General features: G+C 50.5%; 14 protein-coding genes. 13 read left to right on the forward strand and 1 reads right to left on the reverse strand.

From position 1 onward, the window contains the following. Positions 1 to 40: 40 nt before the first annotated feature. On the reverse strand, positions 41 to 910 hold the full coding sequence (locus CZ379_RS15915; RefSeq protein ID WP_110932518.1) for a YitT family protein: 870 nt from the start codon (positions 908 to 910) through the stop codon (positions 41 to 43). Positions 911 to 1,113: 203 nt separating this feature from the next. On the opposite strand from CZ379_RS15915, the gene CZ379_RS15920 reads away from it, so the two are divergent. The 13 genes from CZ379_RS15920 (at position 1,114) to dinG (ending at position 13,812) form a co-directional block, all read left to right on the forward strand. Continuing rightward, positions 1,114 to 1,422, forward strand: coding sequence for a nucleotide pyrophosphohydrolase (locus CZ379_RS15920; RefSeq protein WP_110934409.1), 309 nt, complete (start codon positions 1,114 to 1,116; stop codon positions 1,420 to 1,422). Positions 1,423 to 1,477: 55 nt separating this feature from the next. Then, positions 1,478 to 1,999, forward strand: a complete 522-nt coding sequence (locus tag CZ379_RS15925; RefSeq protein WP_110932519.1) for a tetratricopeptide repeat protein — start codon at positions 1,478 to 1,480, stop codon at positions 1,997 to 1,999. Positions 2,000 to 2,032: 33 nt separating this feature from the next. After that, positions 2,033 to 2,836: a 4-hydroxy-tetrahydrodipicolinate reductase gene (gene dapB / locus CZ379_RS15930; protein ID WP_110932520.1), complete on the forward strand. Its 804-nt coding sequence runs from the start codon at positions 2,033 to 2,035 to the stop codon at positions 2,834 to 2,836. Positions 2,837 to 2,869: 33 nt separating this feature from the next. Beyond that, positions 2,870 to 3,292, forward strand: a complete 423-nt coding sequence (locus CZ379_RS15935) for a methylglyoxal synthase (RefSeq protein ID WP_199925630.1) — start codon at positions 2,870 to 2,872, stop codon at positions 3,290 to 3,292. Then, positions 3,289 to 4,002 carry a bacillithiol biosynthesis deacetylase BshB1 gene (gene bshB1 / locus CZ379_RS15940; RefSeq protein WP_110932521.1) on the forward strand — a complete coding sequence of 238 codons (714 nt, stop codon included), beginning with the start codon at positions 3,289 to 3,291 and terminating at the stop codon, positions 4,000 to 4,002. Before CZ379_RS15935 ends, bshB1 begins: the two co-directional genes overlap by 4 nt. A 45-nt stretch (positions 4,003 to 4,047) precedes the next feature. Continuing rightward, positions 4,048 to 5,208: an N-acetyl-alpha-D-glucosaminyl L-malate synthase BshA gene (bshA, locus tag CZ379_RS15945; RefSeq protein ID WP_110932522.1), complete on the forward strand. Its 1,161-nt coding sequence runs from the start codon at positions 4,048 to 4,050 to the stop codon at positions 5,206 to 5,208. An 84-nt stretch (positions 5,209 to 5,292) separates the two neighbouring features. Next, positions 5,293 to 6,600 carry a CCA tRNA nucleotidyltransferase gene (locus tag CZ379_RS15950; protein WP_110932523.1) on the forward strand — a complete coding sequence of 436 codons (1,308 nt, stop codon included), beginning with the start codon at positions 5,293 to 5,295 and terminating at the stop codon, positions 6,598 to 6,600. Further along, complete coding sequence (locus CZ379_RS15955) at positions 6,590 to 7,573, forward strand: biotin--[acetyl-CoA-carboxylase] ligase (RefSeq protein ID WP_110932524.1); 984 nt, start codon at positions 6,590 to 6,592, stop codon at positions 7,571 to 7,573. Before CZ379_RS15950 ends, CZ379_RS15955 begins: the two co-directional genes overlap by 11 nt. Before the next feature lie 302 nt (positions 7,574 to 7,875). Then, positions 7,876 to 8,745, forward strand: a complete 870-nt coding sequence (panB, locus tag CZ379_RS15960) for a 3-methyl-2-oxobutanoate hydroxymethyltransferase (protein ID WP_110932525.1) — start codon at positions 7,876 to 7,878, stop codon at positions 8,743 to 8,745. Further along, on the forward strand, positions 8,742 to 9,638 hold the full coding sequence (panC, locus tag CZ379_RS15965) for a pantoate--beta-alanine ligase (protein WP_110932526.1): 897 nt from the start codon (positions 8,742 to 8,744) through the stop codon (positions 9,636 to 9,638). Before panB ends, panC begins: the two co-directional genes overlap by 4 nt. A gap of 2 nt (positions 9,639 to 9,640) precedes the next feature. After that, positions 9,641 to 10,024 carry an aspartate 1-decarboxylase gene (gene panD, locus CZ379_RS15970; RefSeq protein ID WP_110932527.1) on the forward strand — a complete coding sequence of 128 codons (384 nt, stop codon included), beginning with the start codon at positions 9,641 to 9,643 and terminating at the stop codon, positions 10,022 to 10,024. A 124-nt stretch (positions 10,025 to 10,148) separates the two neighbouring features. Beyond that, on the forward strand, positions 10,149 to 10,781 hold the full coding sequence (locus CZ379_RS15975; protein ID WP_199925631.1) for a tetratricopeptide repeat protein: 633 nt from the start codon (positions 10,149 to 10,151) through the stop codon (positions 10,779 to 10,781). A 154-nt stretch (positions 10,782 to 10,935) separates the two neighbouring features. Beyond that, entirely contained in the window at positions 10,936 to 13,812 is a 2,877-nt protein-coding gene (dinG, locus tag CZ379_RS15980) for an ATP-dependent DNA helicase DinG (RefSeq protein ID WP_110934412.1), read from the forward strand. Positions 13,813 to 13,851 lie beyond the last annotated feature (39 nt).

The following is a 13,851-nucleotide window of genomic DNA, read 5'->3' on the forward strand; positions in this document are numbered from 1 at the left end:
TGATTTTTCCGTTTAGCCCTGCCGATGCCAAACAGCAGGGCTAATCCTCTTTAAAACCCTCTCCGTGTACGTCATGAACATCGCTAATAATAATGAAGGCTCTTGGGTCTACGGATTTGGCGATGGTTCGAAGCCGCCTCATCTCCTGTCTGGACACGACGCAATAAGCCACATGCTTAGCTTGTTTGGAATATGCGCCGACCGCTGGTATTAGCGTGACGCCTCGTTCCATTTCCTTCGTAATGATATCGGCGATTTCAGGGGCGAAGTCGCTAATAATGGTGAATGCCCTGGCTGAATAGGCACCCTCTTGAATGAAGTCGATGACCTTGGAGGCGATGAAGACGGCAACTAGCGTATACAGTATATTCTCCTCTCGGATATAGAAGAGCGAAAGGCCGATAATGATAACGTCCAGGCTTAGGATAACCTGTCCCATACTCCAGCCATATTTGCGGCCGAGAATTCTGGCGATGATGTCTGAGCCTCCAGTCGTGCCGCCGAAGCGGAAGACGAGGCCAAGACCCGCTCCAAGCGTAACGCCCGCGTATAGGGAAGCGAGGATGTAATCATTTTGGGTCGTGAATGGATTGATCCAGCCGGTACGAATCATACTTTCGAACATCCACAGGAAAAAGGACAAGGAAGCGATGCCCAGACCCGTATAAACGATCGAGCGCCCACCTAATATTTTCCAACCCAATAAAAATAGAGGTATATTCAGCACAAGGTTTGAAATGGAGGGGGAAATCCCGAACGCATAATTTAGAAGGATGGTTACGCCTGTAACCCCGCCTTCCATCAATTGATTGGGAATAATGAAGTAGAGCAGTCCAAAAGCGTAGATCGCCGTTCCAAGCATGATGGGAAGTATCGTGCGCAGATAGCTTGTAAGCTTGAATGTTCTCATGAATATCCCTCACCTGTTAAAAATATTGATCGCCTTTTTTCTGATTTTTCCCTAATTTCAGTAGAAGCCAACTCATATAGTATACCTTTTTATTCGGGGATTAAAAAATGATTTGTTTTCAAAACGTCTTTACGATAACATAGGGTTAAAACCTGAGTAAAGACGGGGAGGCCTAGGCATTGCAAGAGAAAACACTATTAGAAATGCAGCGCGAAGTGGACGAATACATATCGCAGTTTAAGGAAGGCTACTTCAGTCCGCTCAGTATGCTTGCCCGGATGAGTGAAGAGGTTGGTGAACTGGCTCGGGAAGTTAATCATCAATATGGTGAAAAGCCGAAGAAGCCGGAGGAAGCAGATAATTCCATTGAATTGGAGCTTGGCGATATATTATTCATTACGATTTGTTTTGCTAATTCACTAGGGATCGATTTGACCGAGGCCCATAATAAGGTGATGCATAAATTTAATACCCGCGATGCGGATCGCTGGACTAAAAAGGACACCGATTAACCTGCTTTTTCATATGCTGTAGTAATATCAGCCCATAATCGTGGGGGGACAGCATATGCAGGTTGAACGAAATTTGAAGAAAGCCTATCGCAGCATCTTCGATAATGATTTTGAAGGAGCGATTCACTGGTTTGAGCAGGCGCTAGCCGATGGCCCGGACAATGCTGACATTCATTATCGTCTGTCTATTACTTGTGCGCGCAGTGACCGACTGGAGAAGGCAATTCATCATGCGCGTTTGGCTGCAACATTGGAGCCCGCCCATCTGGAATATAGATCACATTATGATCGGCTGCAGTCCAAGGAATTGACAGTCATGGCGAAAAAACAGCTGGAGCAGTCCGATGCTCGTCATAGAGGTTTGATTAAATCCGCGGTTACACTGCTTGAGCGGGCGGTTCACTTAGATCCGCTGTCCGTGATCGCTCAATTATGGCTTGCGATAGCTTATGGCGAGTTGCAGCAATACTCACTGGCTTTACAGGCGGTTCAGGAAGCTAAGCAGCTTCCTCAGGACGAGGCCATTACAAAGCAGCTTCAAAGGTTAGAACAGCGGTTTAAATCCGAGATCAATTAATCATCATCCTAGGAAATGTGAGGTAATCATGAAATGACTGAACAAATAAGAGTAGCTGTTGCTGGAGCAGGCGGCAGAATGGGTAAAGAAGTAATAAAGATGGTTCTGGAAGATCCCGATTTTCGTCTTGTAGCCGCCGTGAACTTATCGGATGAAGGCGTAGATGCTGGAGCATTAGTAGGTCTTCCTGCTTGCGGCGTGACATTAAGCAAAGACCTGGAGCTGGCTTTGGTAGAAGGTAAGCCTCAGGTATTGGTCGATTTTACTACGCCGCAATCGGCGTATTCCAATACGATGCTTGCGATCAAGCACGGGGTACGTCCGGTCATCGGTACGACAGGGTTCACTCCGGAGCAAATCGAGGATTTGGACAAGCAGTGTCAGGAGCGAGGAATCGGCGGGCTGATAGCTCCAAACTTCTCCATTGGAGCTATTCTAATGATGAAATTCGCAGCGCAGGCGGCCAAATACTTTCCTCACCTCGAAATTATTGAATACCACGGGGATCAGAAGCTTGATGCTCCTTCTGGAACCGCGGTGAAGACGGCGGAGTTGATCGCCATGAACCGCGAGGAATTACGTCAAGGCAATCCGAATGAAGAGGAGACGATTGATGGATCGAGGGGCGGCTATTACAACGGCTTCCGTATTCACAGCGTCCGCCTTCCGGGAGTATTTGCCCAACAGGAAGTCATATTCGGAGGATTTGGCCAGACCTTGAAAATTCGCCACGATTCATACGAACGTGCAGGCTATATGCCGGGGGTTAACCTGGCAATTAAGAAAGTACTTGAATATGAAGGCTTAATCTACGGCTTCGAACATTTTGTGGACTGAGATCAGACGCTGCTCAAAAAGGAGATAACGGACATGATGAACATCGCATTTATTGCTCACGATCGTAAAAAAGAAGATATCGTTAACTTAGCTATCGCCTATGAACATGTATTTAAGGATAAAAAACTGTTCTCCACGGGAACGACAGGCGCGCGGATTATGGAGAGCACGGAGCTGAAAATTCACCGTTTCCTATCCGGCCCACTGGGCGGCGACCAGCAAATCGGCTCGTTGATCGCCCAAAATGAGATGGATCTCGTTATCTTTTTGCGCGATCCGCTCCTGGCTCAGCCGCATGAGCCGGACATTACAGCCCTGCTCCGTCTTTGCGATGTGCATGGCATTCCGGTGGCTACGAATATGGCTACAGCTGAAATACTGATCCGTGCCCTAGATCGGGGCGACTTTGCATGGCGTGAACTAGTAGAACAGAACAAGCCGGGATTAACCCAATGAGCATTAAGCTGGATATTCTGGTCATTGGCGCCCATGCCGACGACGCGGAAATCGGTATGTCCGGTACGATCGCTAAGCAGGCTGCGGCAGGATATAAGGTTGGAATCATTGATTTGACGGAAGCGGAGTTATCGTCCAACGGTAATGTCCAGCTGCGGCAAGAGGAGGCTGCAGCTGCTTCGCGGGTACTGGGGCTGTCGCATCGGAGCAATCTGGGATTACCGGATCGATCGCTGCATGCCTCGCCTGAGAATATTGCTGCTGTAACCGAGGCGATTAGGTCACTGTCGCCGGACATCGTATTTGCTCCATACTGGGAGGATCGTCATCCGGATCATGTCGCAGCGAGCAAGCTTGTGGAAGAAGCTGTCTTTAATGCCAAGTTGCGCCGGTATATGCCGAATATTTCAGCGATTCCGGCACCCGATTTATATTACTATTTCATCAACGATTGGAGAACGCCTGATTTGCTTGTTGACGTGACCGCGTTCTATCCGCTGAAAGAACAGGCCTTAGAATGCTACCGCTCACAATTCGGACAGGCCGTTGCTGGAGAGGATGTGGCTCTTACGCCTTTGAATCAGGGTTATGTGGAGCGGGTTAAAGCGAGGGATGCCTTGCTGGGACAGCGGAAGCTAATACCTTATGCCGAAGGCTTTGCAGTCAAGTCACCGTATTTAATAGAACTATTCGGATCCAGCAGCACATAAGTTCAGAAGGTAAGGCACAAGACAATGAAGGAGGTCCCTGACTATATGGACCCATTTCTAAAAATCGGCATAACCTGCTATCCGACACTTGGCGGTTCCGGGGTTGTGGCAACCGAACTTGGCAAGCTGTTGGCAGAGAAAGGGCATGAGGTTCACTTTATTGCGCACAGTGTTCCTTTTCGCTTGGGAAGTTATCACAAGAATATTTTTTATCACGAAGTGGAAGTAAGTGATTATTATGTGTTCCGGTATCCGCCCTATGATTTGTCCTTGGCCACGAAGATGGCGCAAGTAGCGAAGCAGCAGGATCTTGATATTTTGCATGTGCATTATGCGGTGCCTCACGCGGTTTGCGCTTTTTTGGCCAAACAGATGGTGGGGGATAAGCTGAAGATAGTTACTACTCTGCATGGTACGGACATTACCGTGCTTGCCCAGGATGAATCATTGAAAGATTTAATTCGGCTTGCTATTAATGAGAGTGATGCCGTAACCTCGGTCTCCCGCGACCTGATGAGAGAGACAAGAGATGTGCTGGACATTGCGAGAGATATAGAACTCACCTATAATTTTGTGGATGAGCGGGTGTATTACCCGCGTGATACGAAATCATGCCGGAGTGAATTTGCTGCTCCCGGTGAGAAGGTGCTAATGCATATTTCTAATTTCCGTCCGGTTAAGCGGGTTGGCGATGTTGTCGATGTGTTTAACATGGTGAATGCCGAGGTTCCATCCCAGCTTCTATTTGTAGGGGAGGGGCCGGATCTTCCGAAGATTCAATGGAAGGTAAAAGAATTAGGAATTGCCGATCGCGTTCATTTTCTCGGCAAGCAGGATGATATCGCTCATGTCATTTCAATGGCTGACGTTCTGCTTCTGCCATCTGAGAAAGAGAGCTTCGGACTCGTGGCTCTTGAGGCTATGGCCTGCGGAATTCCTACGATCGGTTCGCTTGCCGGTGGAATCCCTGAGCTAGTCGCCCACGGAGAGACCGGGTTCCTCTCGCCGATTGGCGATACGCGGCGAATGGCCGATGACACGCTCACGCTGCTTAGAGATGAGCAGCTTGCGAATAAGATGCGAGAAGCTTGCTTGGCCAGGGCGACAGGTGAATTTAGCAGCGAGCTTATAACGCTGAGGTACGAGAGTATTTACTATAAAGTGCTTGGACGCAAGATGCCCGTATTGAAGCCGCTTTGCGGATAATCTTATTGCTGAAGGCCGAAATCGGCATAAGGGGTTAAGCTGGCGAAGAACGCAAAGAGGGATAACCTCTGGAGGTTATAGATCATGTATCTATGGAAGCAGGTAGACCCCCTGATGCAGCATCAGGGGGAAAAGGTGCTTAAAGCACTGCTGGACTCTGGTCACAGCGCTTATTTCGTTGGAGGCTGTGTGCGTGACGAACTGATGGATCGTCCGGTTCATGATATGGATATCGCGACCTCAGCGAAGCCTGAGATGGTGATGGATTTGTTCGAACGAACGATTCCGACCGGCTTGCAGCATGGTACGGTCACAGTGTTGATGGGGGATTATCCATTCGAGGTCACCACCTTTCGTAAGGAATCCCATTATGAAGACCATAGGCATCCTTCGGCTGTTGAATTTGTAAGCGGCATTGTAGAAGACTTGCAGCGGCGCGACTTCACAATGAATGCGATTGCCCGCAGCCTGGACGGTGAGCTGACGGATCCGTTTCTAGGGCTGGAGGACATACGTAAAGGAATCATCCGCTGTGTAGGAAAGGCGGAGGAGCGGTTCAATGAGGACGCGCTTCGCATGATGCGAGCAATTCGTTTTGCCTCGGTGTTCGGTTTCCGGCCTGTAAAGAGCCTGTGGCGCGCTTTGACAAACGGAAGGGATAAACTATCCTTCGTAGCGATGGAGCGCATTAGAGCGGAACTGGAGCGACTAGTGCTGGGTTCCCATCCGCTCCGAGGGCTGGAGCTGCTTCGACGCAGCCGGCTGCTGCATTACGCCAAGATTCCCTTTAAAGAGCCGGGAGAGCTGACTCGGGAGCAGCATCAACGGCTTCAAGCGCTGAATCATTTGCCGGCCGAGCCCCAGGGGCTTAGGTGGTCCATGCTGCTTCAAGGATTAGCGGTTTCTGGATCTGAAGCGGAAGCTTTGATGAAGGAATGGACTTTCTCGAATCAGGTTGCCGAGACAACGGCAGAAATCATGAGGTTCGATGCGTCTTGGCGCGAGATAAGAAGTAGCTTGGAAGTGGAAGAAACCGAGCGCCTTCGTCGCAGTTGGGTGTCGCAGCAGTTGCTGTACGGACAAACTATCAGTGGATTATGGTTGGAGCGTGAGAGCCAATGGCTGGCTTATACAGGAGGAGAAGGACGGGAAGCGCGGCTCCGTCTTCATGAGGAAGAGATGCAGTGGCATCTTGCTGTGCCTGTTCATGATTTGAAAGAGCTGGCCATACGCGGCGGAGATGTGCTCGCTGCGTTAGACTTAAAGGGCGGGCCTTGGCTTGGTGAGCTGATGAAGCAGGTTTTGCTGCTTGTGGCTGTCGGCGATGCCCCGAATGAGAAGAAAGCGTTGCTTGAATATGTGAAAGCTGTGGTGAGGCAAAATGAGTCATAGTCGCTTGCTCGATCTGCTGCTGTCCCAGCCGGGGCAGTATGTGTCCGGAGAAGAGATAAGTCGAAAGTTGTCGATCAGTCGGACTGCGGTTTGGAAGCAGATCAATAAGCTCCGTGAGGAAGGCTATGAATTTGAAGCGGTGTCCCGCAAGGGGTATCGGCTTATCAGCAAGCCAGAACGATTAGAATATAGCGGCCTGCTGCAGGCGATGAACACGAAGTCCTTTGGGCGGAGATTGAAGCTGTTAGATGTAACGACCTCCACCCAGGAGGAGGTTCGCCTGCTAGCAGAGCAGGGGGCTGACGAGGGAACGCTTGTCATTGCTGAGGAACAGACGATAGGCAGAGGCCGCCAGGGCCGGAAATGGCACTCCCCTGCCGGCAAGGGGATATGGATGAGCTTGCTGCTTCGCCCTCAGCTCCCCCTATCATCGGCGCCGCAGCTTACATTGCTGAGCGCCGTCGCAGTATGTCGTGCGGTTCGAGCGGTAACGGGAGTAGATGTCGGCATTAAATGGCCAAATGATCTGCTGGCTAATGGCCGGAAAGTATGCGGGATTTTGTTGGAGTCGGTCGGAGAGGATGAAATGATCCGGTACTGTATTGCAGGCATCGGCATCGATGTGAATCTCGAATCCAGTGACCTGCCGCCTGAGCTTGTGCCTATTGCGACTTCGCTGCAAATTGAAAGCGGCCAGAAGGTCGATCGAGCCGTGCTGGTCGGTTTGATTCTGGCGGAGATGGAGAAGCTCTATGGGCTATATTTGGAAGAAGGATTCGCCCCGATAGGTCATTTATGGGAGGCGTTGTCGATCACGACGGGTCAAGATATTACTGTAAAGACAGCTCAGGGAGAAGTGAGCGGGCGGGCAATGGGTCTGGATGAGAATGGCGGACTTCTCGTCATACAGGAAGATAAACGGCAAACCACTATTTTCTCTGGAGAAGTACAATTTGTAGGATGTAATCCGTAAAAAACTTTGCTATACTGTCCACATAAGGCGGTATCGATGATTCGAGCTGCACTTATGTGGACATTGTAATGAGGAAGTGAATAACCGTCATGACCGTAAATTTATTCGGTTGCGTCGGATTCTGCTCTGAGCCGAGAAGGACCGAGACAGAAGGGACGAACGAGAAAGTGACTCTTCTTTGGATTCGGACCTTTTTAGCGCTGCGACGATTGCGACGATAAAAGGTTTATTTGTCGTTGGCGCGAGAATTGATGAGTAGTAACCAATCTGCGGGCTTCGAAAAACCAAAGGAGATGAAGAGAATGGCTGCGAAACACGCTCTGAACATTGTTAAAATGAAGAAGATGAAACAGGAACAAATTCCGCTCACGATGATTACCGCATACGATTATCCCTCTGCCAGCCTGGCGGAGGAAGCGGGGGTCGATATGATCCTGGTCGGGGACTCTCTCGGCAATGTGGTGCTTGGCTATGAGACGACGATTCCGGTAACGGTCGAGGATATGGTTTACCATACTCGTGCCGTAGCCCGCGGAGCTCAGCACACTTTTATCGTTACGGATTTGCCGTTCATGACTTATCATGGCAGCATTGATGAGACGCTGCGGGAGGTCAGAAGAGTGATGCAGGAGGGCCATGCCCACGCTGTTAAGCTGGAGGGCGGCGCCGAGATCGCTCACACGGTTCAAGCTGTCGTACAGTCAGGCGTCCCTGTGCTGGGGCATATTGGCCTAACGCCGCAATCCGTCAATCAAATCGGCGGGTATCGCATCCAGGGCAAAGACGAGCAGGATGCTAGACGCCTGCTGGAGGATGCCAAAGCTCTAGAGCAGGCAGGAGCGTTTGGGATCGTTCTCGAGTTGGTGACCGAAGAGGTCGCTGCAGCGATTTCCAAGGAACTCGCCATTCCGACGATCGGGATTGGTGCCGGACGAGGATGTGACGGACAGGTGCTCGTGTTCCATGATGTGCTAAAATATACCCCGGAATATCGGGAGAAGAGATTTGTGAAAACTTATGCCGATATCGGAGAACAAATCCGCAGCGGCATTTCAGAATATGTAAACGAAGTGAAGACTCGTGCTTTCCCTGGGGAGCAGCATGTTTTTGCCGCCGATGAGAAAGTATTGGATGGTCTGTACGGAAAAGGGAAGGTGGACACTCAGTCATGATTGTTTTGACACAAATAGAGGATGTAAGGGCGCATTTGCGGGCTGAACGTCTTGCTGCTGCCAAGGAGGGGAAGGAGCTGCAGGTCGGCTTCGTTCCCACGATGGGATATTTGCACGATGGACATGCCAGCCTGCTGCGAAGTGCCCGGATGGACAATGATCTCGTCGTATTAAGTATTTTTGTGAATCCAATCCAATTCGGGCCCAATGAAGACTTAGACCGTTATCCGCGCGACCGGGACAAGGATATGGCTCTTGCCAAGCGCGAGGGGGTAGATATTGTATTTCTGCCAACGGTGGAAGAAATGTATCCGGAGCCGACAAAGACCAAGGTTCTCGTCTCCGAGCTGACGGATCATTTGTGCGGTGCGACGCGTCCGGGCCATTTTGACGGAGTGACGACGGTAGTTAGTAAGCTTCTGCACATCGTCGTACCGAACCGGGCCTATTTTGGACAAAAGGATGCGCAGCAGCTTGCGGTTATCACGCAAATGGTGAAGGATCTTAATATGGATCTCGAGATTATCCCGTGTCCGATCGTGCGAGAAGAGGACGGCCTCGCTCTTAGCTCCCGCAATGTATACTTATCGCCAGAGGAACGGCAGGCTGCACTCGTGTTATCCCGCTCCTTGCGCCAAGCTGAGCAGTTGGCCAGGCAGAGCGAGGGTGCTACGGCTGAGGACATTTTTCAGGAACTGGTTCGAACCATTGAGACTGAGCGGGCGGCGCAAATCGATTATGCGGAAATCCGCCGTTTTCCTTCTTTGGCACCTGTGTCCGGCTCCTTGCCTGTTAAGGAAATAGAAGGGAAAATTTTGATCGCTATTGCCGTTAAATTCGGAGCAACGCGACTGATCGATAATGTTATTTTAACGATGGAGGGAGATAAATAGCCATGTTTAGAACTATGATGAAATCCAAAATTCATCGGGCCACAGTTACCGAAGCGAATTTGAATTATATCGGAAGCGTCACAATCGATGAGGATTTGATGGAGACGGCAGATTTGCTTGAGAACGAGAAGGTTCAAATCGTGAATAATAATAATGGCGCGCGCTTGGAGACTTATGTCATTCCGGGGCCGCGCGGCAGCGGGGTCATTTGCTTGAACGGGGCAGCCGCCCGTTTGGTTCAGCCGGGAGATAATGTCATCATCATCTCCTATGCGCAAATGTCTGCGGAAGAACTGAGAAGCCACAAACCGACAGTCGTGTTTGTCGATGAGAACAATCGCCCCGTGGAGATTGCGAAGGAAGAAATCCACGCCACGGTTCGTTAAGACGAAAGCTTCTTGCTGCCTCTGTCATGCAATTTATGCCTTCGGGAATGAAAAGCCCGCCGGAAACAAAAAATGAACGTAAGGCCTCGCACTGATTTCATTTTCGTTAAAGGGTGGGTTGCGGATGATGTTTCAACATGTATTTGCGGAAATGAATGAAATGTTGGATGAGATTGCCCGGCATTACCCGATCGTCCAAGGCGCTCACAAGCATGAGCTTGCCAGGAAGTGGCGTCTTCTGCGGCAAATGAGCGACAGCATGATTGAAGAGTGGCTTAATTTTGAGGAGAAGATGGGGGTCTTGCGCCAGAGCGGTATTAATTTGGAAGAGAAATACGAGTTGGACTATCCGGAAATGAGCGTCGAGGCCTTTGTAAAAGGACAGGGTTATTACAAGCTGCTGATGTTCCCCCAGTCCCTGAAGCAATTTCAGGCTGTGCTGGAGGAGTATCCGGAAAGTTTGATCGGCCGCACTTATTTGGCGATGTGCCATCTACATTTGGAACAAAGCGATGAGGCAGTGGATTATTTTGAAGAAGTTCTCAAGGCTGCGGCTAATAAGCGGCTGCGCTCCATTATATACAATGCGCTCGGTTGCATCGAGGCGAAACGGGGAGTCCGCAGCAAAGCAAGGGAGTATTTCACCCTGGCTTATCATAGCGATCCCACCTTGCCGGAGCCGTTAGCAAATTGGGAAGCCTGTCTACACAGCACAGGAAAGCTTCAATATGGCACCCAGCTTACATCGCTGCTGTAGGCTGGAGCCGACTTTCAGAAGCGATGCGGGATTCCGTTATTTTGCGGCGCATCGCTTCTTTTGTATTTATCTGTATTAATTTTCAAAACGTCCATCTTCTGTTATGCTGTTAAGAGAAATAGAGACTGGAACGAAAGGGACCATGGAACAAAAAATGAAATATGCTGTACTTGACTTTGAGACAACAGGCAATCAGTCCTCAGATGAGATCATTCAAGTTGGACTTGCCATTATAGATCATAATTTGGCCGTATCCCAGGTATATCATTCATTTATCAAGCCGACGATACCGATTCCTCCATTTATTACGGGGTTAACGGGGATTACCAAGGATGACGTCAAAGATGCACCGGACCTGGATGAAGTCATGATGGAAATGGTCCCCCTTCTGAACGATGTTGTGCTCGTGGGGCACAACGTGGCTTTCGATTTTAACTTTTTGCAAAGCGCATTGGACAAGACGGGATATCTTCCATTTACGGGACGCATTCTGGACACGATGGATTTCTTGAAAATATTCTATCCTTCGCTCAGCTCTTATCAGTTAGGCCTCGTTGCCGCCGAGTTCGGCGTTGAACATGATCGGCCCCATCAAGCTGACAGCGATGCGCTGGCCACGGCTTATGTGTTCTTGAAATGCTTGGAAGAAATGGCCGGTCTGCCGCTGCTGACCATACAGCGGTTGGCTGACTTGTTCGCGGGAGAGGACAATGATTTGGGCTGGTTCTTTGATGCGGCATTGCAGGAAAGAGAGCTTCAGGGCGAGCAGGACACGGACGGATTTGCTTACTACCGTCAATATGCGCTGCAAATCGAGGATTGGATGGATATCGTTCCGGCCAGAGATCATATGGTTGACAACCCGCTAGAAAACATCAGCTTCGAGCAGTTTATGGAGCAGGTGAGAGAACGGCTGCGCGCTAATCTGCCTCAGTATGAGGAGCGTGAAGCGCAGAATATGATGCTTGAGGAAGTGATGCGGGCATTCGATGAAGATAAGCACCTCCTTGTGGAAGCGGGTACGGGTACGGGAAAATCGCTCGGCTACTTATTGCCAGCTATATATCATGGTGTTAAGCATAATGAGAAGGTTATGGTAAGCACGCACACGATCAACCTGCAGGAGCAGCTTCGAGAACGCGATGTCCCGCTGCTGACGGAGGCCGTGCCTTTTCCTTTTCGCGCTGCGGTGTTTAAGGGAAGGAATCATTATTTGTGTCTGCGCAAATTTGAACATAAAATAAGTAGAAAAGACTTTGCATCTCCCAAAGAAGAAGTGATGATCGCGGCGCAAATGGTCGTATGGCTTACGCAAACCGAGACAGGGGATGATGAGGAGCTTAATCTTGGCAATCGCGGCGGAGATTTCTGGGAGACCGTGGCCAGCGATTCCGATTCATGCCTCGGCCGCTCCTGCCCTTGGTTTAGGAAATGCTACTACCACAGAGCCAAACATGAAGCAGGCGTAGCCGATGTCGTGATTACGAACCATTCGAAGCTGTTTACGGACATCCAGGCGGGGCATCAGCTCCTGCCGGGCTATGAGCGGCTCGTCATCGATGAAGCGCATCATTTGGAAGATGTCGCAGGCAAGCATCTTGGCCTTCACATGAAATACTTCACGGTTGTGCATACACTGACCCGTTTGTTCAAGGATAGTAAGACTGGGCAATTGCCTAATCTGAGAATTTTGCTGCAGAATGCGCCAAGTGAAAAATCGACGGACTGGTGCGGCGTCATCGATGGCATTTATCCGGCGCTTGTAGACGTGAGAGAGAGCTGGGATAAGCTCAGCGAGATGTTATTCTCCTTGATGCCTGAACGCAGCGACGCGGCTCCGGGCGATCCCGGACAGTTCGTCCTCCGTCTGCTCCCGCATAAGAAGCCGAAGGATTGGGATACGCTCTGCACGCTTGAGAATCATATTTACGTCTTGCTTGGCGATGTTGTCCGCAAGGGTGAACGGCTGATGAACGATATCCGGGAAGAGCAGGAGGATTATGGGGCGGACAGCTTGCTGACCGATATTAGCGGTCTGTTCAAGGATTTGGCGACGGAGCGGGAGGCGATTCGCTCGTTCATGAAGCTGGATGACGAGGAAACCGTGTATTGGATCGAGGGGAATGGAAATTATCGCAGCCGCTCCCTGCAGATTTATGCGGTACCGATCGATGTCAGTGAACAGCTCCAAAATTACTTCTTCGACAAAAAGAAGAGCGTGGTCATGACCTCGGCTACTTTGTCCGTTGATAAGTCGTTCCAGTATATGATTGATCAACTGGGGCTCCGGGAGGCCGCCGATACGGATCGGCTGCTTACGTCGATGCTTCCTTCCCCGTTCAATTACCGGAATCAGGCTCTGCTTGTAATTCCGCGGGATTTTCCGAGCGTAAAGGGAAGTGTGGGTGACGAGCATTTTGTAAGCATGCTGGTGCAGTCGCTGGCAGACACGGCAGTGGCCACGCGCGGACGCATGCTGGTGCTGTTTACGTCTTACCGGATGCTGCGGCAGGTCTATGATCCCCTTAAGGAGCAATTATCCTCTGAGGGAATTACGGTCATTGGCCAAGGCATGGACAGCGGCAGCCGCACGAAGCTGACTCGCAGATTCCAGGGCCAGGAAGCCTCCGTATTGCTCGGTACGAGCAGCTTCTGGGAAGGTGTCGACATTCCCGGGGAGGCGCTGACAAGCCTGGCGATCGTCCGCTTGCCCTTCCAGCCGCCGAATCATCCGCTCGTCGAGGCGAAGAGCGAACGGCTGCAGAAGGAGAAGAAGAATCCGTTTATGAAGCTGTCCGTACCGCAGGCCGTTATCCGCTTCAAACAGGGATTTGGACGTTTAGTGCGCTCTTCACGGGATCGCGGCATAGTTGTTGTGTACGATACACGCATCTTGGAATCCTACTACGGAAAGTATTTCTTATATTCACTGCCTGGGCCAAAAATGGAACATATGCCGACCGAGCAAATGGTACCGAGAATTTCCGAGTGGCTTGACGTTGACGAGGTCCAGGACGTAAAGGAGCAATAACTGTTATTCATATCGCGCCATTATAAGGGGAGAAAAGCT

The organism is Paenibacillus bouchesdurhonensis (assembly GCF_900155685.1).
Lineage (GTDB): Bacteria > Bacillota > Bacilli > Paenibacillales > Paenibacillaceae > Fontibacillus > Fontibacillus bouchesdurhonensis.

Bases quoted from the DNA above. Each gene is read 5' to 3' on its own strand.
- panD (WP_110932527.1), top strand. From the start codon at position 9,641: ATGTTTAGAACTATGATGAAATCCAAAATTCATCGGGCCACAGTTACC.
- bshB1 (WP_110932521.1), top strand. From the start codon at position 3,289: ATGAGCATTAAGCTGGATATTCTGGTCATTGGCGCCCATGCCGACGAC.
- dapB (WP_110932520.1), top strand. From the start codon at position 2,033: ATGACTGAACAAATAAGAGTAGCTGTTGCTGGAGCAGGCGGCAGAATG.
- CZ379_RS15955 (WP_110932524.1), top strand. From the start codon at position 6,590: ATGAGTCATAGTCGCTTGCTCGATCTGCTGCTGTCCCAGCCGGGGCAG.
- CZ379_RS15925 (WP_110932519.1), top strand. From the start codon at position 1,478: ATGCAGGTTGAACGAAATTTGAAGAAAGCCTATCGCAGCATCTTCGAT.
- panC (WP_110932526.1), top strand. From the start codon at position 8,742: ATGATTGTTTTGACACAAATAGAGGATGTAAGGGCGCATTTGCGGGCT.
- CZ379_RS15920 (WP_110934409.1), top strand. From the start codon at position 1,114: ATGCAGCGCGAAGTGGACGAATACATATCGCAGTTTAAGGAAGGCTAC.
- dinG (WP_110934412.1), top strand. From the start codon at position 10,936: ATGAAATATGCTGTACTTGACTTTGAGACAACAGGCAATCAGTCCTCA.
- bshA (WP_110932522.1), top strand. From the start codon at position 4,048: ATGGACCCATTTCTAAAAATCGGCATAACCTGCTATCCGACACTTGGC.
- CZ379_RS15935 (WP_199925630.1), top strand. From the start codon at position 2,870: ATGATGAACATCGCATTTATTGCTCACGATCGTAAAAAAGAAGATATC.
- CZ379_RS15975 (WP_199925631.1), top strand. From the start codon at position 10,149: ATGATGTTTCAACATGTATTTGCGGAAATGAATGAAATGTTGGATGAG.
- CZ379_RS15915 (WP_110932518.1), bottom strand. From the start codon at position 910: ATGAGAACATTCAAGCTTACAAGCTATCTGCGCACGATACTTCCCATC.
- CZ379_RS15950 (WP_110932523.1), top strand. From the start codon at position 5,293: ATGTATCTATGGAAGCAGGTAGACCCCCTGATGCAGCATCAGGGGGAA.
- panB (WP_110932525.1), top strand. From the start codon at position 7,876: ATGGCTGCGAAACACGCTCTGAACATTGTTAAAATGAAGAAGATGAAA.